Source organism: Variovorax sp. GW460-12-1-14-LB1, assembly GCF_059423605.1.
This window is the reverse complement of record NZ_JBWKYF010000050.1, coordinates 19,852-42,001: the sequence shown is the minus strand read 5'-3', so window position 1 is coordinate 42,001 and position 22,150 is coordinate 19,852. Positions and strand designations below refer to the sequence as shown.

At 70.6% G+C, this 22,150-nt stretch carries 10 protein-coding genes; all 10 read right to left on the bottom strand.

Features of this window, described 5'->3' with window-relative positions:
- Window positions 1-7: 7 nt before the first annotated feature.
- From AC07Y4_RS22675 to AC07Y4_RS22630, 10 genes are read right to left on the bottom strand one after another with little or no spacing between them, the layout of a single operon-like run.
- Window positions 8-1,321, bottom strand: coding sequence for a hypothetical protein (locus tag AC07Y4_RS22675; protein WP_495275160.1), 1,314 nt, complete (start codon window positions 1,319-1,321; stop codon window positions 8-10).
- Window positions 1,322-1,340: 19 nt separating this feature from the next.
- The gene (locus AC07Y4_RS22670) at window positions 1,341-2,318 is read right to left on the bottom strand and encodes a GDP-L-fucose synthase family protein (RefSeq protein WP_062473254.1); all 978 of its coding nucleotides are present in this window, start codon (window positions 2,316-2,318) and stop codon (window positions 1,341-1,343) included.
- A gap of 37 nt (window positions 2,319-2,355) precedes the next feature.
- Complete coding sequence (locus AC07Y4_RS22665) at window positions 2,356-3,036, bottom strand: sugar transferase (protein WP_495275159.1); 681 nt, start codon at window positions 3,034-3,036, stop codon at window positions 2,356-2,358.
- On the bottom strand, window positions 3,033-5,312 hold the full coding sequence (locus AC07Y4_RS22660; protein ID WP_495275158.1) for a polysaccharide biosynthesis tyrosine autokinase: 2,280 nt from the start codon (window positions 5,310-5,312) through the stop codon (window positions 3,033-3,035). The genes AC07Y4_RS22665 and AC07Y4_RS22660 overlap by 4 nt, the downstream gene beginning before the upstream one ends.
- 43 nt (window positions 5,313-5,355) lie before the next feature.
- The gene (locus AC07Y4_RS22655) at window positions 5,356-6,534 is read right to left on the bottom strand and encodes a polysaccharide biosynthesis/export family protein (RefSeq protein ID WP_062473261.1); all 1,179 of its coding nucleotides are present in this window, start codon (window positions 6,532-6,534) and stop codon (window positions 5,356-5,358) included.
- Between the two features lie 28 nt (window positions 6,535-6,562).
- Window positions 6,563-7,486 (bottom strand): hypothetical protein, encoded by a 924-nt coding sequence (locus AC07Y4_RS22650; protein ID WP_492684057.1) that lies wholly within the window; start codon window positions 7,484-7,486, stop codon window positions 6,563-6,565.
- Window positions 7,479-8,300, bottom strand: coding sequence for a serine aminopeptidase domain-containing protein (locus AC07Y4_RS22645; RefSeq protein ID WP_369629150.1), 822 nt, complete (start codon window positions 8,298-8,300; stop codon window positions 7,479-7,481). Before AC07Y4_RS22645 ends, AC07Y4_RS22650 begins: the two co-directional genes overlap by 8 nt.
- On the bottom strand, window positions 8,297-9,070 hold the full coding sequence (locus AC07Y4_RS22640) for a 4'-phosphopantetheinyl transferase family protein (RefSeq protein ID WP_495275157.1): 774 nt from the start codon (window positions 9,068-9,070) through the stop codon (window positions 8,297-8,299). Before AC07Y4_RS22640 ends, AC07Y4_RS22645 begins: the two co-directional genes overlap by 4 nt.
- Window positions 9,071-9,072: 2 nt before the next feature.
- A complete protein-coding gene (locus AC07Y4_RS22635; protein ID WP_495275156.1) occupies window positions 9,073-14,070 on the bottom strand; it encodes an amino acid adenylation domain-containing protein in 4,998 nt (1,665 codons plus the stop codon).
- Complete coding sequence (locus AC07Y4_RS22630; RefSeq protein WP_495275155.1) at window positions 14,067-21,272, bottom strand: amino acid adenylation domain-containing protein; 7,206 nt, start codon at window positions 21,270-21,272, stop codon at window positions 14,067-14,069. Before AC07Y4_RS22630 ends, AC07Y4_RS22635 begins: the two co-directional genes overlap by 4 nt.
- Between the last annotated feature and the right edge of the window lie 878 nt (window positions 21,273-22,150).

Here is a 22,150-nt window from a genome sequence, read left to right as displayed (position 1 = left end):
TGCGTTCTCATGCGGTCGGCAGGCTGGCGCGCGCCGGGTGGGGGGCCGGCCTGCGGAACCATGCCGCGAGGCTGCCGGCGACGACGGCCGCGACCAGCCCCGAGACGGCGAACGGTCCCCAGCCCAGGATCGGCCCGCGCAGGAACGGCACGTAGGCCGCCAGCAGCACCAGCGCGCACAGGTAGCCGGCCGTCAGCGTGCGTTGCGGGTCGATGGCCTTGTCGACGAGGCGAAAGAGCGCCGAGACCGCGAAGCCCAGCAGGGCCGGGCCCGCCAGTCCGAAGTCGAAGTAGGCGGTGGTGAAGGGCGGCAGCGACAGGTTGCTCTGCGAGAAGTTGCCCAGCACGGCCGGCCAGCCGAGCGGGTCGTAGCCCGGGAACATCTTCAGTTCGCGCGGCAGGATGAAGGAGAAGGCCGAGAGCAGGTAGCGCCCGTAGCCGAGGTCGGGCGAGGGCGCGCGCTCCAGGATGCCCGCGACGACGAACATCGCGTCGAAGTCCTGGCTGAACGGGTAGGACGCCAGCTCCGCGCCCCACATGGCGTCCCGCGAGATCAGGTTCAGCACCGGGCCCAGGCCCGCGATGGCGCCGAAGATCACGGCGGCGAGCGTCCACCGGTGGCGCCGCCCCAGCGCATGGATGAGCAGCGGAAGCAGCCCGATCAGGATGACCTGGCGCGCCGTGTTGACCGGGTTGGCGGCGATGGCGGCCAGTGCGAACGCGAGGCCCGCGACGCACCAGGCCCACAGCGTGCGCTGGCGCGTGGCGTGGATCGCGAGCGCCACGCAGCACAGCAGCACCATGAGCTTGGGCAGCGTGGAATAGACGATGTACTGGACCGGCGCGGCCTCCTCTTCGGAAATCACGCCGCGCGCCGTGAAGTTCATGTCGGGGCGCAGGAAGAGCATGGCGAACGCCACCTCCAGGCAGGCCAGCAGCAGGAAGGGGTGGGCGACGCCGGCACTGAGCGCGCGCTGCGCCGGCCGGGGCGCGGCGGGCGGCTCGGGCAGGCCCAGCCGTGCGGCTTCCACGCCGGCCATGTACAGCAGCACGAGCATCAGCGCCTGCGTGTGCGCGGCCTGCCCGACGATGCCGACCTCCCAGAAGTCGGTGTCGGTCGCGATCTGCATCGCCGGCGCCAGCGAGAAGTAGATGAGAACCGCCGTGTAGTGGATCAGCAGGAACACGCTGTCGCTGGCGGTGCCCAGCATCGACAGCTGCACCACCGTCAGCACGAACACCACCCCGTAGCCCCAGACAGGATCGATCAACCCGCACAGCGCGGCGCAGACGATGCCGGACCAGAAGACGAGGGTTCTCATGGCGAGGTCCGTTTCTTCTTCAGGCGTGCTCGGCCTCTGCGGCGGTCCGGCGCGCCGTCTGGTAGTCCGCATAGGTGCGGCGCAGCCCTTCGGCCAGCGGCACGGTGGCGTGCCACCCGAAGCTGGCCGCGCGCGACACGTCCAGCAGCTTTCGCGGTGCGCCGTCGGGCTGGGCCAGGTCGTAGTGGATGCTGCCCTCGTAGCCCACGACCTCGCGGATGTGCTCCACCAGCTCGGCGATCGAGACGTCCTCGCCCGTGCCGAGGTTGATGTGGCCGCGCATCGGATCGGTGTGCTGGTCGTAGGCGGCGCGCGACAGGTTCATCACGTCCAGGCAGCCCTCGACCATGTCGTCCACATACAGGAACTCGCGCCGTGCCCGGCCGCTGCCCCAGATCAGCACGCTCGGCGTGCGGCTGATCTTGGCCAGGTGAAAGCGCTGGATCAGCGCGGGCACCACGTGGCTGTTCTCCAGGTGGTAGTTGTCGCCGGGCCCGTAGAGGTTGCTCGGCATCACGCTGCGGAAGTCGACGCCGTGCGTGGCGCCGTACTGCCGGTTGTAGCTCTCGCACAGCTTGATGCCCGCGATCTTGGCGATCGCGTAGGGCTCGTTGGTGGGCTCGAGCTTGCCGGTGAGCAGGGCCTCTTCGCGGATCGGCTGTTCGGCCAGGCGCGGGTAGATGCAGCTGGAGCCGAGGAACAGCAGCCGCTTGACGCCGGCGAGAAAGGCCTGGTGCGTGAGGTTGGCCGCGATCAGCAGGTTCTCGTAGATGAACTGCGCGGGGTAGGTCATGTTGGCGTGGATGCCGCCGACCTTGGCCGCCGCCACGTAGACCTGGTCGACGCGCTCGGTCGCGAAGAAGCGCGCGACGGCGGCCTGGTCGAGCAGGTCGAGCTCGGCGTGGCTGCGCGTCACGACCTCGTGGCCGAGTTCGCCCAGGCGCCTCGTGAGCGTCTGGCCGACCATTCCGCGATGACCTGCAACATAGATTCGCATGGCGTTCTTTCAGTGAAGGAAGAGGGGGCTTCGGGTCTCAGCGCGAACCGCGCGCCCCGAGCACGACGCGGAAGGTCTTCAGCAGGATCACGACGTCGCGCAGCAGCGACAGCGTGGCGACGTACTCGGCGTCCATGGCCGCGCGGCGGCGGTAGCTCACCTCGTTGCGTCCGCTGATCTGCCACAGGCCCGTGATGCCCGGGCGAACGGCGCAGTAGTACGCCCAGTACGGGCCGTACAGCTCCTTCTGCGCAAACATGCAGGGGCGCGGGCCGACCATGCTCATGTCGCCCTTGAGCACGTTCCAGAACTGCGGAAACTCGTCGATGCTGTAGCGACGCAGGAAGGCACCGAAGCGGGTGATCCGCGGGTCGTGCTCGAGCTTCTGGAACTTCTCCCATTCGCGCCGCGCCGTGTCGTTCTCGCGCAGGTGGCTGGCCAGCAGGGCATCGGCGTCGGGCGCCATGGTGCGGAACTTGTAGAAGCGGAAGATCCGGCCGTCGCGGCCGTAGCGCGGCTGCACGTAGATGGCCGGGCCGCCCGAGGTCAGCAGCACGCCGAGGGCGATCAGCGCGTAGGCCCAGCCCAGGAACAGGAAGAAGGCGCCCGCCAGGAGGATGTCCATGGCGCGCTTGACGGCCTGCAGGAGCCGCGAGCCGCCCACCGGCACGGGGCGGGCGGCGGTGCGGTGCGGCGTGCGTGAAAGGTGCGTGCTCATGATGTCGCGCGCTCCGGTTCGGCGCGGGGGGTGTGCCCCAGCGCGGGCGGATAGATGTTCGGCGGCAGGCCGTAGGGCCCGTAGTCGTAGCCGTAGGCGTTGTGGCGTTGCCGCGCGTCCTGCGCGTTGAGCACCACGCCGTGGAACGCCGCGCCCACATGCGCCAGCCGCTTGGCACTCTCCACCAGGTCGCCCAGTTCGCTGTCGCCGGCGCGGGCCACGAGCATCAGGGTGCCCACGTCCGGTGACATCGCCACGGTCTCGGTCGCCAGCAGGATCGGCGGCGCATCGATGACCACGGCGTCGTACAGCGCCGAGAGGGTCTCCAGCAACCGCGTGAACGCAGTGGAACCCATCATCGTGGCCGGATCGAGCGGCAGCTTGCCGGTGGTGATCACGTCCAGGTGCGGCAGCACCTGCGCATGCACCGCTTGCGCGAGCGTGGCGGTGCCGGCGATCAGCTCCGACAGGCCGGTGGTCGCCTTGAGCCCGAACTGGCTCGCCAGCTTGCCGCGGCGCATGTCGGCGTCGATCAGCAGCACACGCCTGCCGGAGGCCGCCAGCACGGCCGAGAAGTTCGCCGACAGGAAGGTCTTGCCCGCGCCCGGCGTGGCGCTGGTCAGCAGGATGCGGTTGTTCTGCGCGCCCGCCATCAGGAAGCCCAGCGCGGTGCGCAGCCTGCGCACGCCTTCGAGCGCCGGGTCGTCCGGGTGCGAGGCCGCCAGCAGCTTCACGCCGGGCTTGCCCTGGCGGATGGCGCGGTCGAGCGTGCCCTGCCGCGTGCTGAGTGCGATCGTGCTGTAGACGTTCAGGCCGGTGCGCATCTCGATCTCGTCGGGGGTGGCGACCGTGTTCTTGAGCACCTTGCGAAGCACCGACGTGACCGCGCCCAGGAACAGCCCCACGACCAGCGCCAGCGCCATCACGATCACCGCCTTGGGCCGCACCGGCTTCTCGGGCGACAGCGCCTGGTCGAGCACGCGCACGTTGCCGATGCGGCCTTCGCGGGCCAGGCGCATCTGCAGCGAGCTGTTCAGGAGCGACGAATAGAGCTCGGTGTTGACCTTGATGTCGCGCTGCATGCGCAGCGAGTTCTGCTGCAGCATCGGCATGCGGCGGATGCGGTTGTCCACGCCGCCCAGTTCCTTGCGCAACGAGGCGATCTGCGCGTCGAGCGTGATCAGCATCGGGTGCTGGCTGGTGAAGCGGCTTGCCAGGTCCAGGCGCTTCTGGCGCGCGTCGAGCAGCTTGGCCTGCAGGTCGACGTTCTGCGACAGCGCGTTGCGCGCCTCGTCGTCCAGGCTGATGGTTCCGTTCTGGTTGCGGTACTGGTTGTAGGCCTCTTCCGACTGTTCCAGCTGCTGCTTGAACTTGGGCAGCTCGGTGCCCAGGAAGTTCAGCGTGCGCTCGGCCTGCGCGGTCTTCTGGTCGATGTTCTGGCGCATGTACAGGCGCGCCACTTCGTTGAGCAGGTTCGCCAGGTGCTCGCGATCGTCGGTCTGCCAGCTCACGTCGATCACGCTGGACTGCTTGCCCTTCTCGATCACGCGCAGCTCGCGCTGCAGCTCGAGCATGGTGAGCTGCGTGGAATGCCGGGTCAGCTCGAAGGCGCCGCCGGGCCGGGCGTCGATCGAGGCCACGAGCAGGTGGACCGTGCCGCCCGGCACCGAGCTGTCCTGCGGCTCGCCGACCCGGCCGTGCAGCGGGGTGTCGAGGTCGGGGTGCGTCAGGGTGTAGGTGCCGTCCTTGCCAGTGGTCAGCAGGAACTTCTTGCCCTCGAGGGCCGGCGGCACGTCCATCTGCGCGACCGCGATCCGCTCGGTGCCCGACACGTAGCCGCGCATGCCGAGGAAGCCCGGCCTGGACAGCGTCTTGGAATGCCGAGCGATGAAGGCGCCCACGACCGGGATGTAGTGCGGGCGGGCCTTGATGAACAGCTTGGTGTTCTCGATCGCCTGACCGAGCACCATGCGCGACTTCAGGATCTCGGCCTCGCCCGAGGTCGGCGTCTTCACGCCCACGCCGTTGACCGCGGCATCGCCCGCGCCGCCGGGCGAACGTTCGGCATCCTCGAGCTGGATCAGCACGTTCGCTTCGTACACGCGCGGCCCGAAGAGCGCGTAGCCCGCGCCCAGCACCAACACCGCGGCGGTGACCGAGGCGATCAGCCATCGGTTGTCCAGCATCAGGTCGACGTATTCCTTGAACCGCGAGTGCGGGCGCTCGGGTTCCGGGTTGTACGGTGCGGGAAGCGGGGGGTACCAACGCGCATTCATGGGCTTCACCTTCTTTGTCGTGTTCGGGCCGGGGCTGCGCGGCCTACCTGCTGCGGGCGGTGTCGCGCGCGAGGTTGATCACCTGGGCGGCGGGAAGGATCAGGTTGGCGACCCGGTTCCACGAGACCAGCGGCACGCGGTCGACATAGACGACGTCGCGCGGCCGCAGCTCGAAGCGGTCGGCCAGCGCGAGCGCGGCCGGGTTCTTCGCGTTCAGGCTGAAGATCTGCGGCGTGTCGGGCGTCTGCGGCGAGTTGCGGATCACGTAGATCTGCCCGGGGTCGGCCGTGAGCAGGTCGGGCCCGCCCGCATCGCCGAGGGCCTCGTTCAGGCTCATGCGGCCGTTGCGCATCAGCAGCGCCGAGGGCCGCAGGATCTCGCCCATCACGTAGATGCGGCTGTCGTCCCGGCTGCCGACGTACACGATGTCGCCGTTGCGCAGCGGAATGTTGTTGGCGTCGGCGCCGAAGCGCTTGAGCTGCATCAGGTCGATGACCACCGTGCGGTCGCCGCGCGTGAGCGTCACATGCGAACGGTCGCCCCCGGCGGTGATGCTGCCCGCGCGGTTGAGCGCCTCGGACAGCGTCATCGGGATGTCCGTGAAGATCTGCAGCCCGGGCGTGCGGACCTCGCCCTCGACATAGGCGCGCTGGCTGCGGAACGACTGGATTCGCACGCTCACCAGCGGTGCCTTGATGATGCTGCCGATGCGCTTGGCGATCAGCTCGGACGCACCGCTTTCCGTCAGGCCCTGCAGCCGGGTGCGGCCGATGTAGGGAAAGCTGATCTCGCCCGCGGCATCGACGATGAAGCCCGGCGCCACGGTGACGCCGGTCGGGTCGCTCTGCTGCGCGATCACCGCGCCCAGGTTGGGCTGCAGCTCGGGGTTGTTGTAGACGGTGATGCCCACCACGTCCCCCGGCCCGATGGTGTAGGGCGCGGGCCGGCCGAACAGCGCCTTCACGTCGGGCGGGATGCCCGTGTTCCCGGCGAGTTGCGCGCGGACCAGCTCCGGCGTGATGGCCGCGATCCTGCCGCCGGCCGTGCCGTCGGCCGACTGCAGCGGGCCCGGCGTGCCGAAGCCGGGTGCGCAGCCGCACAAGCCGAGCGACAGCAGCAGCGCCATGGCGCGCGACCGGAAGCGGCCACCGGGAAGGGCGCGGGCGCCCTCGGTGGCGAGGAGGCGCTCGCCGCGCGGGTTCGCTGGGGTTGCGGATGTCATGGCAATCTCCTTGGCTTCGGTTGTTGTTTCAGGGCGCGGCGAGCGTGGCCGGGATCGCGCGCGGGGTGCCTGTCGCCGGACGGTCCTGCCGCTGCGGGCTGCCGGTGGCCAGACAGTGCTCGACGACCCAGTCGCCGACGGACTGCAGGAAGAGCTGCTGGCCCTTCACCGTGCAGACGGTGTGGTCCACGTCCCGCATGAACTCGTACTGCAGGCCCTGCATGAACGGTTCGCGGCGCAGGGCGCCGAGCTGGTCGCGGTCGCGGTCGCAGACATGCAGCGATCCCGAATACAGCAGCTGCACCGCCACCTCGCGTTCGACCAGCCGCTTCATCGTGGCTTCGAACCAGATCGCGTTGACGTTGGGTGGCCGCCGGTCCACGAAGTAGCCCGGCAGCGGCTTGCCCACCGTGCTGCCCGGCAGATGGCGCAGCACCCAGCGCCGCGCCTTGCCCGGGAACGACGGGTGCAGCGGCGCCGCGAGCGCGCGGCGCACCGTGAGCTCCCAGCGCGTGCGCCGCTGGGGGAAGGCAAAGCCGTCGAACAGCGAGAGCGCCACCATGCGCGCGTCCACCGCGGCGGCCGACATGGCGTGCTCCACGCCCGAGCACATGGCCACGGTCGCGAACTGGCCGATGCCCTGCATGCGCTGCACGAGGTCCATGGCGGCCTGCAGGCTGTGCACCGCGCGCGTCTGCAGGTCGGGCCCGGTGTCCAGCGCCTCGCTGTCGCCGATGCCGCCCAGGTCGAAGCGCAGGCTGCCCACGCCGCGCGCGGCCAAGAGGTGCGCCAGCTTCACGTTGATGCGGCGCGGCCCGACGCGGTGGTTCGCGCCCATGTTGAACATCAGGCAGGCGACGGGGGCCGGCACGCGCTGCGCGGGGAGGGTGAGCATGCCCATCAGTGCGTTGCCGGGGCCGAAGCACACCGGGGTCTGCGTCAGGTCATTCATGGATCGCTCCCTGCAGGCGGTTGAGCGCATCGGCCGGCACCATCGCGCTGTGGGGAAAGGGGTCGGACGTCCAGTCCAGCGGGTGGCTCAGGTAGGCCAGGCGCACCGGCATGTGGCGCGACTGCTGCTCGGCCGCCCATTGCGCGGTGGACGTGTCGTCGGGCGGGGCCAGCACCAGGGTGTCGTGCAGGGCCGTGAGCGGCAGCGACTGCGGCGTGAGGGCGCGCAGCTGCGCCTGCAGCGCCGGCGAGAGACGCACGCCCAGCGCCTCCTCGGGCAGCGCGTCCGGTTCCCGCGCGAGGCTGCGGCGCCAGGACAGGTCGGGAATGCAGAAGGTCGTGTCGATCGCCTCGACGTGCCGCTCGCGCAGCAGGCGCGCGTAGCCCGGCCCGTCGATCACCGGCTCCCAGAGCACCAGCCGCGCCGGGTCGCAGCGCCCGTTGCGCGCGGCCAGCACGGCCAGGGTGGCGCCCAGCCGCGCGCCGATCCACACGATGGCGGCATGCGGTGCGTGCCGCCGCAGCTCCTCGTGCGCCGCGCACAGGTCGCGGCGCCAGCCGTCGAGCTCGCCCTCGCTCTCGTCGCCCGGCGAGTCGCCGGAGCCGTAGAAGTCGAAACGCAGCGTGGCGATGCCGGCGCGCGCGAGGCGTTCGGCCAGCACCTTGAAGAAGCGGTGGGTGCGCAGGCCCTCCTGCCCGAAGGGCGGGCACAGCAGCACCGCGGTGGGCTCGCCCCGGTGGTCGTCGGCGGCGTGGAACGCGCCGAAGACTTGGCGCGAGGCCGGCCCGAACATGAGCGGCGTGAAGAGGGTCATGCGACACCCCCTGCGCATCGCGCCTCGCTCATGCCCTTGCGCGGATTCAGGGGGCGCATGCGGCGGCCTTCGGGGTCGGCCTGCGAGGGCCGGGCGCGGGCTTCGGTATGGCGCCATTCGGCCAGCGAGCCCACGCTGTCCGCCCGCGCGGGTGCCGGTCCCAGGGCCAGCACCAGGATGCGGCCGGCCACCGGCAGCTCGACGCTGCGGCTGTCCGGTGCCAGGCCCACGTCGAAACTCTGCGGCGACACCAGCAGGCCCACGCCGATGGCCTTCAGGCAGGCTTCCTTGCGGGTCCAGCAGGTCAGGAAGGCGCGGTCGCGTTCGTGTGCGGGCAAGGCGGCCAGCGCCTCCTGTTCGCGCCGCGTGAAATGCGCCGCCGCCAGGTCGGCCGCGTCCGGCATCGGGCGCAGCAGCTCGACGTCGGCGCCCAGCGGGCCGCGACCGCCGATGGCGATCAGCGCCAGGCCCTGGCTGTGGCTCAGCGAGAACTGGGTGCGCGGATGCCCCGCCAGCGACGGCTTGCCGAAGGCGCCGATGGCCAGCGTCAGTGCGTCGGGGGCCAGGCCCGTGTACGCGCACAGCGCCTGGCGCAGCGCGACATGGGCCGCCACGAAGCGCTGCCGGTCGACGGGAAAGCGCAGGTTCTCGGCGCGTGCGCGCTCTTCCTCCGACAGCACCTGGGCGGGCAGGGTGTCGGTGAAGCTGTCCAGCTCGACGTACCGGCAGACCGGTGCGTCGATGGACAGTGCGTTGGCGGCGCCGGTCATGGTCACCCCTTGCGCAGCCAGCTGCCGAGTGCGCCGAGCAGCCCGCCGCGCTGTGCATGCGCGGCCGTGCCGGCGGCCAGGTCGGCGAGGTCCGAAGGCACGCCGTGCGGCGTGCCGTGTGCCGAAGACGCGATCTGCCCGAGGTTCTCGAACAGGTAGCGGCGCGGCTCCACGCGGTGCCCCAGCGTCTGCGCCGCCTGCTGCACGGCGCGCAGCACCAGCAGCGAGTCGCCGCCGAGGTCGAAGAAGTTGTCGCTGGCGCGGATTTCGTCGACGTCGATGCCGATCACGTCGGCCCAGATCTGGGCCAGCTGGGCGTGCTCGGGGCTGAGCAGGCCCCGCTTCGCCTGGCGCTCGTCGCCGTTGAGGGGCTCGGCCGGCGCGCCCTTGTCCGCCTCGTCGGCCGCCAGCTTGCGCAGATAGCGTGCGCTGGCCGAGCCTTCGGCGCTGGCGATCTCGGCGAGCGTGGCATTGGGGTGGTCGGCGACGCGGCCCAGCACCTCGAGGTAGCGTTCGCGCAACTGGGCGCCGGTCTCGCGCAGGTAGACGTCGGCGTTGTAGAGCAGCGCGCCTTCCAGGCCGTGCGGCTTGTCCATCAGCCACACGCCGACGTCGTCGGTGGCGCCGTGCTGCATCACGTGCACCTGGCGGGTCTGCAGGCTGCCGACGGTGCGCGCGCGTTCGCGGGCGTCCTGGAACGAGAACATCGCCTGGTAGGGCCCCGAGGCCTTGATCTGCCCCGCATAGCCGGGCTCGGCCATCAGGCGCTCGAAGGGCACCTGCTGGTGGTTCATCATCGACAGCAGCTCCTGCTTCACGTAGCGCATGAAGTCGGGCAGCGGCAGCGCCATGTCGACCGCGAGCGAGACCGGCAGCACGTTGTTGAAGAAGCCCATGACGTCTTCCGTCTCGGCCTGCTGGCGCCCGCGCACCGGGTTCGCGATGACGATGGCGTCGTTGCCGGTCGCCTGGGCCATGGTCAGCGCGTAGATGCCGAAGGTCAGCATGCTGAGCGTCACGTCCATGTCGCGCGCCACCTCGCGCAGCCGCTGCGTGCTCTGCAGGTCGATGTGGATCCAGTGCGCGCCGCCCTGGCCGCTCTTGCCCGCGCGGCGCGGCATGTCGGTCTTTGGCGGCCGCACGGCCCTGGCGCTTGCGAGCCGGCCGCGCCAGAACGCGAGCTGCTCCTCGCAGGCGGGCTCGGTCAGCCACTTCTCGAGCCACTCGGCATAGTCGCCGTGAGTGGTGGCGAGCGCGGGCAGGTTGTGCGGACGGCCGCGTTCGGCGGCGTCGTAGAACGCACCCAGCTCGCGCTGCATCAGGTCGAAGGACCAGCCGTCCCAGATCAGGTGATGCGGCACGAACAGGAAGACGTGCTCGTTGTCGTCGAGCTGGAACAGGGTCGCGCGCATCATCGGTGCGCTGTGGATGTCGATCGGCCGGTCGGCCAGCTCCTGCATCTGCTCGGCCAGCTCGGCCTCGCGTTGGTCCGCGGGCAGGCCGCGCAGGTCGACCAGCGGCAGGGCGAATTCCACCGACTCTGCGATCGACTGGATCGGGCGACCCGTGTCCTCGTCGAAGCCGATGCTTGTGCGCAGCGACGGCTGGCGGCGGATCATTTCGCGCAGCGCGCCTTCGAAGCGCGCGGCGTCGAGCTTGCCGGTGAGCCGCTGCGCCGAGGGCGCGTTGTAGACCGACCGGCCCGTGTACAGCTGCTCCATGAAGCGGATGCGTTCCTGCGAGGGCGTGAGCGGCGCGCTGCGGCGATCGGGGTGGCAGGCAATCGGCGCCTGCAGGCCGACGCCCGCGCCTTGCAGCGCCTCGATGACCGCGGTCAGCTTCTCGGCCGTGGGCGCCTCGAACAGCGCGCGCAGCGGCAGCGTGACCTGGAACTCGCGGCTCAGCAGCGTGGTGAGCCGCGCGGCCAGCAGCGAGTGGCCGCCCATGGTGAAGAAGTTGTCGTGCATGTCCAGGCCCGGCAGGCTCAGCACCTTCTCCATGACCGCGAGCACCTTGCGCTCGTGCGCGTTGCGCGGACCGGCGCCGCGCCGCACTTCGTTGCGCGCCACCGCCTGCGGCGGCGGCAGCGAGACGCGGTCGACCTTGCCGTTGGCCAGCGTGGGCAGGGCATCGAGCGTCACCACGTGCTGCGGCAGCATGAAGGCCGGCAGGTGCTTGCGCAGGTGCACCATCAGCGCATCGAGGTCGAAGCCGCCCTCGGGCGCCAGCGCCAGGTAGGCCACCAGGCGCACGTCGCCGGGGTTGTCCTCGCGGGCCACGACCACGCTGCGCGAGACGCCGGCCACTTCGCAGCAGCGCACCTCGATCTCGCCGGGCTCGATGCGGTAGCCGCGCACCTTGACCTGGAAGTCGAGCCGGCCGAGGTGGTCGAGCAGCCCGTCGTTGCGCCAGCGGCCGCGGTCGCCGGAGCGGTAGACCTTCTTCGTGGCGCCGAAGATGCGCACCGTGACGAAGCGCTCGGCGGTCAGCGCGGGGCGGTCGAGGTAGCCCAGCGAGACGCCTTCGCCCGCGATGCAGATTTCGCCGGGCACGCCGATCGGGCAGGGCTGCAGGTCGGCATCGAGGATCCAGATCTCGGTGTTGTCGACGGGCCTGCCGATCGAGATGCCACGCGAAGCGATCTCTTCCGGGCGCACATGCCAGGCCGTGGAGTACACCGTCGTCTCGGTCGGGCCGTAGCCGTTCCACAGGCCTTCCATGCGTTCGCACAGCGCCAGCGCCATGCTCGGGCGCAGCGCCTCGCCGCCGGTCCAGCCGCGGAAACCGGGCGTGCCGCCGGCCCACTGGGCATCGAGCAGCAGCTGCCACATGCCGGGCGTGGCCTGCAGCAGCGTGATCTGTTCGTCGTCGAGCGCCCGCGACAGGCGGTTGCCGTCCATCGCGACCTCGCGCTGCACCATCACCAGCTCGGCGCCGGCCGCCAGCGGCAGCAGCAGGTCGGGCACGGCCATGTCGAACGACAGCGTGGTGACGGCGGCGATGCGGTCGGACGGGCCGATGCCCGATTCGCGCTGCATCCACTGCAGCAGGTGCGCCACGCCCCGGTGGTGCGCAATGACGCCCTTGGGCAGGCCGGTCGAGCCGGAGGTGTAGATCACATAGGCCGCGTCTTCGGAGCCGGGGTCGTCGCTGCTCGGCGGCAGCGCGTCGCCCGAGAGCTGGCGCCAGGCGGTGTCGCGGTCGATCTCGAAGACGCGCTGGTCGGCGTCGGCGCGCCAGTCGCGCGGCGCCACCGCGATGTCGGACGAGGTCAGCATCAGGCTGAGGGTGGCGTCGCTGGCGTAGTGGTCCAGCCGCGCCTGCGGAAATGAGGTGTCCATCGGCACGTAGGAGGCCCCTGCCTTGAGGATGCCCAGCATCGCGACGACCATCTCCAGGCTGCGTTCCAGGCACAGCCCCACGCGCTGGCCGCGGCCCACGCCGCGCGCGCGCAGCGCACGCGCCAGTCGGTTGGACAGCGCATCGAGTTCGCCGTAGCTGCAGCTGCGCGCGCCGTCGCGCACCGCCGGGCGGTGCGGCTGCTGCGGCACGCGCGCCACGAAGCCGGCGTGCGCCAGCGGCGCGCCGCGCAGCGGCACGCGCGCGGGCTGCAGCGCCAGCAGCGCACGCGCGGCGCCGGCGGACAGCACGTCGAGCCCGCCGATGGTGTCGTCGGTCTTGTGCGCGGCCGACTGCAGCACGCACTCGAACATGTCGAGCCAGCGCTGCACGCTCACGTCGTCGAACAGGTCGGTGTTGTATTGCGCCTCGACCTGCAGGCTGCCGGCGTGCGGGCGCAGGTTCACGAAGAGTTCGAAGTTCTCGTAGCGCCGGGCGATGGTGTCCTGCACCACGTCGAGCGTGGTGAAGGCCTGCGCGCTGCTCGCCACGTCGGGGTCGACGTTGAAGGTCACGCTCACCAGCGGCAGCCGGCTCGGGTCGCGCTCGAGCGAGAGCTGGCCCAGCAGCGCGCCGTAGGTCAGGGCCTGGTGATCGAAGGCGTCGAGCACGGCGGTGCTGCATTCGTCCATCAGCGCGTCGAAGCGCATGGCCGGGTGCGCGGCGATGCGCAGCGGCAGCAGGTTCACGCAATGGCCGACCAGGCCGGGCACGTCGTGCGCGAGCTGGCCCGAGGTCGGGATGCCGACGACGATGTCCTCTTGCCCCGTGAGGCGGTGCAGCGTCGCCACGAAGCCGCTGAGCAGGCCCGTGAACAGGCTGACGCCGGCCTTGGTGCTCGCGATGCGCACGGCGCCGACCACGCGCCGGTCGAGCAGGCGCTCGGCGCGGCGCGAATTGAAGGTGCGGGCGGCCGGGCGGGGGCGGTCCAGCGGCAGGTCGAGCACGGGCTGCGTGTTGCCCGCGAAGCGCTCCAGCCAGTAGTCGATGTGCGCCTGCATGTCGGGGCTCGCGGCCGCGACGGCTTCCTCGGCGGCGAAGTCCGCGAAGAGCGGTGCGGCCTTGAGCTTCAGCCCGATGCCGGTTTCCTCGGCATAGAGGTGGCCCAGCTGCTCGGTGATGACCGCCCACGACCAGCCGTCGCAGACCACGTGGTGCGCCGACATCACGAGCTCGTGCTCGTCATCGCCCAGGCGGTACAGCACCGCCCGGAACAGCGGCCCGTGTTCGAGCGAGAACGGCGTGCAGACCGCCTCGTCGTGGGCCGCGTGCAGCGCCTGCGCGAGGGCTTCGGGCGCCAGCCCGCCCAGGTCGTGGCGGACCAGGTGGTTCCCGGCCGGGGGGCTGACCAGCATGAAGGTGCCGTCCGGCGAGATCGTGGCGCGCAGCGCCTGGTGGCGTTCGAGCAGCCGGTCGGTGGCGCGCGCCAAGGCGTCGCCGTCCAGCGCGCCGCGCAGGCGCAGCACGACCGACTCGTTGTAGGCCATCGAGGCCTCGGGGCTCAGCGTGGCGCCGAGCCAGATTTCGCGCTGCGACTCGGTGGTCGCAATGATGCATTCGACGAGGCCACCGCTCGCGGTGGGCTTGAGTGCGGCGTTCATGCTGCGGCCTTTCCGTTGATGAGGCGCTCGTGCAAGGCGGCGTCTTCGGGTACGTACCAGTACGGCTGGCCGTCGCTGTCGCGGGCCAGCACGCTGCCGTCCTCGGCGGGCTTGCGCGCGTCGAAGCGGGTGGGGGCGGGAGCGCGGCGCGGAAGGAAGCCGGATTCCTGCATCTCGGCGACCGACTCCTTGAAGGCGCGCTGCAGAAAGGCGATGTCCTCGGCGCTGTGCGCGCTCGTGAGGAAGCACGGGAAGTTGTCCAGGATGTGCACGCCGCGGCTGCGCATCATGGCGAACAGCAGGTCCTGCAGCGGCTGGTCCTCGAGCCAGCTCACGCGCCACAGCGACGCGAAATGGCGGATCTCGATCGGCGCGCCGACCTCCTGGCACCAGCCCGAGAGCTCCGTGGCCATGGCGGTCGTGCTGGCGGTGAGCCCGGCCTGCAGCGCGGGCCCGGCTTCCTTCAGGTGCGTGAGCGAGGCCTTGGCCGCCGCGAGCGCCAGCGGATGGCGCACGAAGGTGCCGGCGAAGTAGGTCACGCCCACGCCCGGGATCGAGTCGTCGCCGTACTGCCAGGCGCCGCCGTCGAGCGCGTCCATGAACTCGCGCTTGCCGGCGATCACGCCCACGGGGAAGCCGCCGCCGATCACCTTGCCGTAGGTGGCGAGGTCGGCGCGCACGCCGAACAGTTCCTGGGCACCGCCCAGCGCGCTGCGAAAGCCGGTGATGACCTCGTCGAAGATGAGGCAGCAGCCGTTCTTCGCGGTGACGTCGCGCACGTCGTGCAGGAACTCGCGCGGCTGGAAGTCGGGGCGGCGGCTTTGCACCGGCTCGACCAGCACGGCCGCCAGGTCCGCGGCGTTCTCGCGGATGAAGGCCAGCGCCTCGGGCGTGCCGTAGTCGAGCACGCGGATGTCGCCGAACATGCCGCTCATCACGCCGGGCGCGGCCGACAGGCCCTTGCCGCCCTTGCCGGCGCGCACCAGCACTTCGTCGAAGGTGCCGTGGTAGGAGCCCGTGAAGGCCACCACCGTGCTGCGCCCGGTGACGGTGCGCGCGATGCGCAGCGCCGCCATCACGGCTTCGGAGCCGGTGTTGCACAGGCCGGCGCGCTCGCTGCCCGTGAGTTCGCAGATGAGGCGGGTCACGTCGGCTGCGAGCGGATGCTGCGGTCCGATCTCGTAGCCCGCGTCGAGCTGGGCCCGCACGGCGTCCTGCACGAAATCGGGTTGCCAGCCGAACAGGTTCAGCCCGAAGCCATTGAGCGCGTCGACGTACTCGTTGCCGTCGAGGTCCCAGAGCCTGGAACCCTTGGAGCGCTCGATCACGATCTGGTAGGTGATCTCCTTGGTCAGCGGACGGAAGCCGTTGACCACGCGCGGATCGGCCATGTGGGCGCGGTTGTCCTCGGTGAAGCGCTTGCTCTTTGGCGTGCGCTCGACATAGCGCCGCACGAAGGTCGCCAGCCGCGCCTTCTGCCGCGCGCTGGGTTCGGCGGTGCGCTGGGTGTGGATGCGGGCGATGGCGCCGAAGGCCTTGTTGACGTCGTAGCGAAGCGGCGCCTCGGCGGGCGGCTGTGGCTGCGCGGCGGGCACGGCCTCGGCCGCCACGGGCACCGCTGCGACCGCCACCGGCGCGGCGGCGCCGGACAGGAGTGCAAGCTGCTGGCGCATCAGCTCCATCTGCTGCGCGATCACCTGGTTCAGCAGGCCGGTGGGCTGCGCAAGCCCTTGCGGTGGCGTTGGCATCGACACCTGCACAACGGATGTCGCAGGCATGGTGGGCATGGCGGGCACAGCCACCGGTTCGGCCTCGGGCGGCAGGCTCTGCAGCAGGTACGCGGCCAGCGCGTCGAAGCTGCGGTAGTTCTCCATCAGCTGGCGGAAGCTCAGCTCGACCTTGAAGCGCTTCTTGATCTGCGTGGCGGCCTGGGTCAGCGTGAGCGAGTCCATGCCGAGCTCGCCGAACGGGGCATGGCCCTCGGCCTGGGCCATGTCGATGCCCGAGATGTCTTCGAACAGGGCCCGCAATCGGCTGTCGACCGACGCCGCGCGCGACGCCTCGGGCGGCGGGGAAGAAGGCAGAGGAAGGTCAGGCGAGGGCGCTGCAGCGGTCACGATCGGCTCCAATGAAACAGGCAGGACGGGCGCAAGGGCGGGCGACACCGGCGCGGCGGGCGCGATGTCGACCCACAGGCGCTTGCGTTCGAACGGGTAGGTGGGCAGGCACACGCGCCGGGCGCCGGCGCGGGGTGCCAGCAGGGCGAGATCAACTTCGGCGCCGCAGGTCCACAGGCGTGCGGCGGCCAGGCGCAAGGTCCGGGTCTCGTCGGCCGGCTCGCCGTGCAGCAGCGACACCGCCACCGCGCCGGCCTTCGACGCCGGGGCCAGGCCTGGCAGGCGGTGCTGTCGCACCAGCGCGGCCAGCGTGTTGCGGGGGCCGACTTCCACGAACACCGGATGGGTGGCGTCGTCCGCCGCGCTCTGCAACGCGGGTGAGAAGCGCACGGTGCCGCGCAGGTGCTGCGCCCAGTAGGCCGGGCTCGTGGCCTGCGCGTCTTCGAGCAGGCGACCGGTGAACGTGGAGTAGAGGGGGATCTGCGGCGCGTGCAGCGCCACCTGGCTCACGAGCGCCTCGAAGGGCGCCACCGCGGCGTCCATCATGGCGGAGTGAAAGGCGTGCGAGGTCTGCAACAGCCGGCAGGCGACGCCCTCGGCTTCGAGCGCGGCCTGGAGTTCGGCGATGGCCTCGGTGGGGCCGGCAGCCACGCAGGCGCCGGGTGCGTTCTCCGCGGCGAGCGAGACCTGGGGCGAGGACGCGAGCCGCGAGGCCAGCGCGTCTGCGCCGAGCCGCACCGACAGCATCGTCCCGGCGGGCTGCGCCTGCATGAGCGCGCCGCGGCGGGCAATGAGCCGCGCCGCGTCTTCCAGGCGCATCACGCCGGCGATCACGGCCGCGACGAATTCGCCGACGCTGTGGCCGATCAGCGCGTGCGGGCGCAGGCCCAGTGACAGCAGCCGCCGCGCGAGCGCGTACTCGAGCGTGAAGAGCGCGGGCTGCGTGACGGCTGTCGGCGCGAGCGCCTGCGGGTCGTCTGCGAACATGCGCTCGCGCAGGTCGAAGTCCAGCGCGCCCTCGAAGGCGCGCAGGCAGTTGTCGAACGCGGCCGCGAACACCGGATCGCCGGCATGCAGCGCGCGGCCCATGCCCGGGTACTGCGCGCCCTGGCCCGGGAACATCAGCACGGGCTGCGGCGCGCGCTCGGCGATCCGGTCGCTCACGCGCCACGCCGTGTTCTCCGAGCGCAAGGCCTCGATGGCCTGCGCCGCATCGCCGGCCACCACGGCGCGGCGGAAGGCATGGGCCTTGCGGCCGACGCACAGGGTGAACGCCGCGTCGGCCAGGCAAAGCCCGGGCTGTTCCTCCAGGTGCGTTGCCAGTTGCTGCGTCGCGACCGCCAGCGCGGCCTCCGAGCGGGCCGACAGCGCCAGCACGTGGACGCCCGGCTGCGTGGTGCGCGCCTGCCGCGCCGGCGCTTCCTCGAGCACGACGTGCGCGTTGGTGCCCCCGACGCCGAACGAGCTGACGCCCGCGCGGCGCGGCAGCGCGGCCCGCGGCCACGGCTGCAGCTGGTTGCTCACGTGGAACGGCGTGCGTGCGAAGTCGATCGCCGGGTTCGGTGCCGTGAAGTGCGCGGTGGGCGGAATCAGTTCGTGGTGCAGCGACAGCGCCGTCTTGATGAGGCCGGCGGCGCCCGCGGCCGTGACCATGTGGCCCACGTTGCTCTTGAGCGAGCCCAGCGTGCAGTAGCCCCGCGCGTCGGTGTGCTCGGCGTAGGCGACGGCCAGGGCCTCGACCTCGACCGGGTCGCCCATCGGCGTGGCGGTGCCGTGCGCTTCCACGTAGGAAATGCTGCGCGCGTCCACGTCCGCCGCGGCCAGCGCGGCGCGGATCACGGCCGCCTGGCCGTCCACGCTGGGCGCGGTGAAGCTGGCCTTGGCGCCGCCGTCGTTGTTGACGCAGGCGCTGCGCAGCACGGCATAGACGGTGTCGCCGTCGGCCTGCGCGTCGGACAGCCGCTTGAGCAGCACCACGGCGGCACCGTCGCTGAACACGGTGCCTTTGGCCTGCGCGTCGAAGCTGCGCGTGTGGCCGTCGGGCGAGAGCATCGAGCCCTCGTTGTAGAGGTAGCCGCTGCGGGGCGGGCAGGTGACCGAGGCGCCGCCCGCCAGCGCCATGTAGCACTGGCCCGTGCGCAGCGCGTGGAAGGCCTGGGCCACCGCGACCAGCGAGGTCGAGCACGCGGTGTTGACGCTCACCGCCGGCCCGCGCAGGTTGAGCCGGTTGGCCACGCGGGTGGTGATGTAGTCCTTCTCGTTGGCCAGCATCACCTGGAACTCGCCGACGGCCTCCACGAGGTCGGGCCGCGAGGCGACGTGGCGCTGGAAGTAGGTCGCGTTGTACGTGCCCGCATACACGCCCACCGGGCCCGGCGCTTCGTCGGGCACGTAGCCCGCGCGCTCCAGACACTCCCAGCAGATCTCGAGGAACACGCGGTGCTGCGGGTCCATGAGCGCGGCTTCCTTCGGGCCGATGCCGAAGAAGGCGGCATCGAAGCCCTCGATGCCGTCGATCACGCCGCGCGCCCGCACGTAGGCCGGGTCGCGGCGCAGCGACTCGCCGACGCCGGCGTCCAGGCTGGCGTCATCGAAGAAGCTGATGGTGTCGCGCCCGGCGACGAGGTTGTCCCAGAACTGCTCCACATCGCCCGCGCCGGGGAAGCGACCGGCGGTGGCGATGAGAGCGATGGGCTCGGGGACGCTGGCGGCGTCCTCGCGCACGGGCACGGGTTGCGGCGCCTGCGGCGCCTCGCCAGCCGACTGCAACTGCGCCGCGATGGCGCCTGGCGTCGGGTGGCGGAAGAAGAGGTTGGTCGACAACGGCGGCGCGCCCTCGCGCTGCAGGTCCGCCAGTACCTGCAGCACCAACAGCGAGCTGCCGCCCAGGTCGAAGAAGTTGTCGTGGCGCCCGGCCTTGTCGATGCCCAGCGCGCGCGCGAAGGCGTCGCACACCTGCTGCTCGAGCGCGTCGCGCGCGGCCTCGAAAGGCTGCGCGAGTTCGGGGCGCTCGGCGGCCGGCTCGGGCAAGGCATTGCGGTCGAGCTTGCCGTTGGGCGTGACGGGGAGTTGCGCAAGCCACACCTGCGCCGACGGAAGCATCACCGCGGGCAGGCGGGTCGCCAGGTGCGCGCGCAGCGTGTCCCACGCCAGCTTCTGCGTGCGCGCGACCAGGTAGGCGACCAGGCGCAGCTGGCCGTCGCGACCGGGCCGCGCGATCACCGCGCAGGACTGCACCGCGGGGTGCGCGAGGATGGCCGCCTCGACCTCGCCGGTCTCGATGCGGTGGCCGTGGATCTTGACCTGGCCGTCGATGCGGCCGATGAACTCGAGGGTGCCGTCGGGCAGCCAGCGGGCGAGGTCGCCGGTGCGGTAGAGCCGCTCGCCCGGCGCGCCGAAGGGGTCGGGCACGAAGCGCGCGGCCGTGAGTTCGGGCTGGCCCAAATAGCCGCGCGCCAGGCCGTGTCCGCCGATGCACAGCTCGCCCACGAGTCCGCTGGGCAGCAGCTCGAGCGTCGGGCTCAGCACGCGCAGCACGGTGTCCTTGATCGGGCGCCCGAGCGGTACCGAGCGCGGGCCCGCTGCGATCGCGGCGCGCTCGATGCGGTGGGTGGTCGCGAAGGTCGTGCACTCGGTCGGCCCGTAGCCGTTGCTGAGCGTGAGCCCGGGGAGTGCGTCGAGCGCGCGCCGCACATGGGGTACCGACAGCGCCTCGCCGCCGGTGAACAGGTGCGCCAGGCCCGCGAGGTGCTGCGGATCGCCATCGACCACGGCGTTGAAGAGCGAGGCCGTGAGCCAGGCGGTGTGGACCTCGTGGCGGGCGATGGTGCGTGCGAGGCCGGCGCCGGTGGGTACCCGTTCGCCGTGGATCACGCAGCGCCCGCCGTTGAGCAACGGCCCCCAGACTTCGAGCGTCGAGGCATCGAAGGCAAGCGGCGCCGCGTGCAGCATCGCGCGCCCCGGTGCGAGCTCGATGTAGTCGACATCGACGACCAGCCGCAGGATGGCGCGATGGCTGATCTCGATGCCCTTGGGTACGCCGGTCGAGCCCGAGGTGTACATGAGGTACGCCAGCGATTCGCCGTCGAAGGCCGGCGGTGTCCACGGCGCGGGGGCCGCGCCGTCTTCGGGCGCGTCGATCCGCACGGCGGTGCAGTGGGCCGGCACGAGAGAGGCCAGTGCCTCGATCGTCACGACCCGGGTCACGCCGGCCTGGTCGAACATCGTGGCGACGCGTTCGGGCGGGAAGTCGGTGGGTACCGGCACGTAGGCCGCGCCCGCCTTGAGGATGCCGAGCATGGCGACGATGGCGGCCATCGAGCGCTCGAACACCATCCCGACGGGGTCGCCTGCCTGCACGCCCGACTGCTGCAGACGCTGTGCGAGCCGGTCGCTGCGCGCGTCGAGCTCGGCGTAGGTCATCGTTTCGTCGCCTTCCACCAGCGCCACCGCGTCGGGCGTGGCCGCGGCCCGGCGGCCGAACACGGCGGGCACGGTGAGCGACAGGTCGGGCGCGGCGGGCGGCGTGGCCCAGGCGGCGAGCTGGTCGCGGCGGTCGGCGTCGGGCAGGGCGCGGATGTTGTGGAGCGCCGCACCGGGATGCACCAGCAGATCGGAGGCGGTGTCGGCGATGGCTGCGAGCAGGCGGCTGGCGCAGGGCGCGTCCATCAGGCTCGCGTCGACGTCCAGATGCAGGCTGGCGGGGAGTTCTGTCCGGGCTTCGAGCCGCAGGGGCGGCAGGGTGTCGGCGGTGTGCGGCGTGGCTCGCCGGTCGAGGTCGAGCCGGGTCAGCCACGCGCTCGCGGTGCCGGGCAGCGACGTCGGCATGCCTTGCGGCCCCGGCAGGGCCGCGCCCAGCCAGCGCGATTGCAGCAGCAGCCAGGCACCCACGAAGAGCGTGTCCGGCAGGTACCCCGTGGTGCCCAGCGAGGCGAGCCAGCGCTGCGCGAACCCGGCTTCGAGGACCAGCGAGACGCCGAGCCGTTCGCCTGCCGCCGTGCGCGTGGGCGGCGACACGAACAGATCGCCCAGCGCGGCCAGCGAGACCACGGCGGCCTCCGGCGACGAAGCAATGTGGGTTTCCATGCAATTACCCGGCTGCAGACTGTGAATGGAAAATTCAATTGAAGGAATCGAATTGATTTCAATTGGATTTGGTTCTTGGTTTGTCGCGATCCTATGAACTTGGTGAGCCTTCTGTTTGGCTCTTTTCTCCATGTTTAAATTTTGATATAAATATTTCCGAATCGAACTACCTAAGCCATGACATTTGAGGTACCAAGGCCATTTGTAGTGGGCGTTTTGTCACCCCTGTAGGAAGCCATGATGGAACGTCGATTCAAAAAAATGGCCATTCTTCTTCGCTATGTCTGCAGACCTGCGAGTCTGAGTTTCGGCATCAATTCGATGAAAATTTCTAAAGTCAGACAAGTTTTGACGATTGACAAGAAACTTTTCGCGAATTGAGACAGTTGGAAGGAATCGGCATTCGAGCGTTGAGCACTCAGAATGGGGTAGATATTTTTCTTCCGTGGAATGGATTTTTGTCTTTTGGGTAATTCGAGGGTGAATTTGAAAATTCTCAAAGGGCCTAAAAGATCTAATGAAAAATGTTACTTGTCATCTGATTTTTGGTGCCTGGGTTGCAATTTTTTTCGTGGTTCTTGGTGATCATTGAAATTCAAATGATGTCCATTGTTTTAATGAAATAGAGAGCAATGGGGGTCGAGGTACTTTCCCCTCTGTCAGCGCACGGAGCGCGGGGATGCATTGCGACAATCGCCGGCAAATTTCGGAAAGGCGGTCGCGCCATGGGTACCGGCATTGATCCCGGCTGATTTCTGTCGCGCCGGCCGGAAGGCCCGAACCGGGTCCGGGCATCGATGCAGCGGGCCCGTCATTTCGTCCGCAATTCACCGCCGGACCGCGGCGCGAATGCTTTGCGGGCACGGGTTTTCAGGCCG

What these genes read in the sequence shown, in the direction of transcription:
- AC07Y4_RS22675 (WP_495275160.1), bottom strand. Translation starts at nt 1,321, where the DNA reads ATGAGAACCCTCGTCTTCTGGTCCGGCATCGTCTGCGCCGCGCTGTGC.
- AC07Y4_RS22670 (WP_062473254.1), bottom strand. Translation starts at nt 2,318, where the DNA reads ATGCGAATCTATGTTGCAGGTCATCGCGGAATGGTCGGCCAGACGCTC.
- AC07Y4_RS22665 (WP_495275159.1), bottom strand. Translation starts at nt 3,036, where the DNA reads ATGAGCACGCACCTTTCACGCACGCCGCACCGCACCGCCGCCCGCCCC.
- AC07Y4_RS22660 (WP_495275158.1), bottom strand. Translation starts at nt 5,312, where the DNA reads ATGAATGCGCGTTGGTACCCCCCGCTTCCCGCACCGTACAACCCGGAA.
- AC07Y4_RS22655 (WP_062473261.1), bottom strand. Translation starts at nt 6,534, where the DNA reads ATGACATCCGCAACCCCAGCGAACCCGCGCGGCGAGCGCCTCCTCGCC.
- AC07Y4_RS22650 (WP_492684057.1), bottom strand. Translation starts at nt 7,486, where the DNA reads ATGAATGACCTGACGCAGACCCCGGTGTGCTTCGGCCCCGGCAACGCA.
- AC07Y4_RS22645 (WP_369629150.1), bottom strand. Translation starts at nt 8,300, where the DNA reads ATGACCCTCTTCACGCCGCTCATGTTCGGGCCGGCCTCGCGCCAAGTC.
- AC07Y4_RS22640 (WP_495275157.1), bottom strand. Translation starts at nt 9,070, where the DNA reads ATGACCGGCGCCGCCAACGCACTGTCCATCGACGCACCGGTCTGCCGG.
- AC07Y4_RS22635 (WP_495275156.1), bottom strand. Translation starts at nt 14,070, where the DNA reads ATGAACGCCGCACTCAAGCCCACCGCGAGCGGTGGCCTCGTCGAATGC.
- AC07Y4_RS22630 (WP_495275155.1), bottom strand. Translation starts at nt 21,272, where the DNA reads ATGGAAACCCACATTGCTTCGTCGCCGGAGGCCGCCGTGGTCTCGCTG.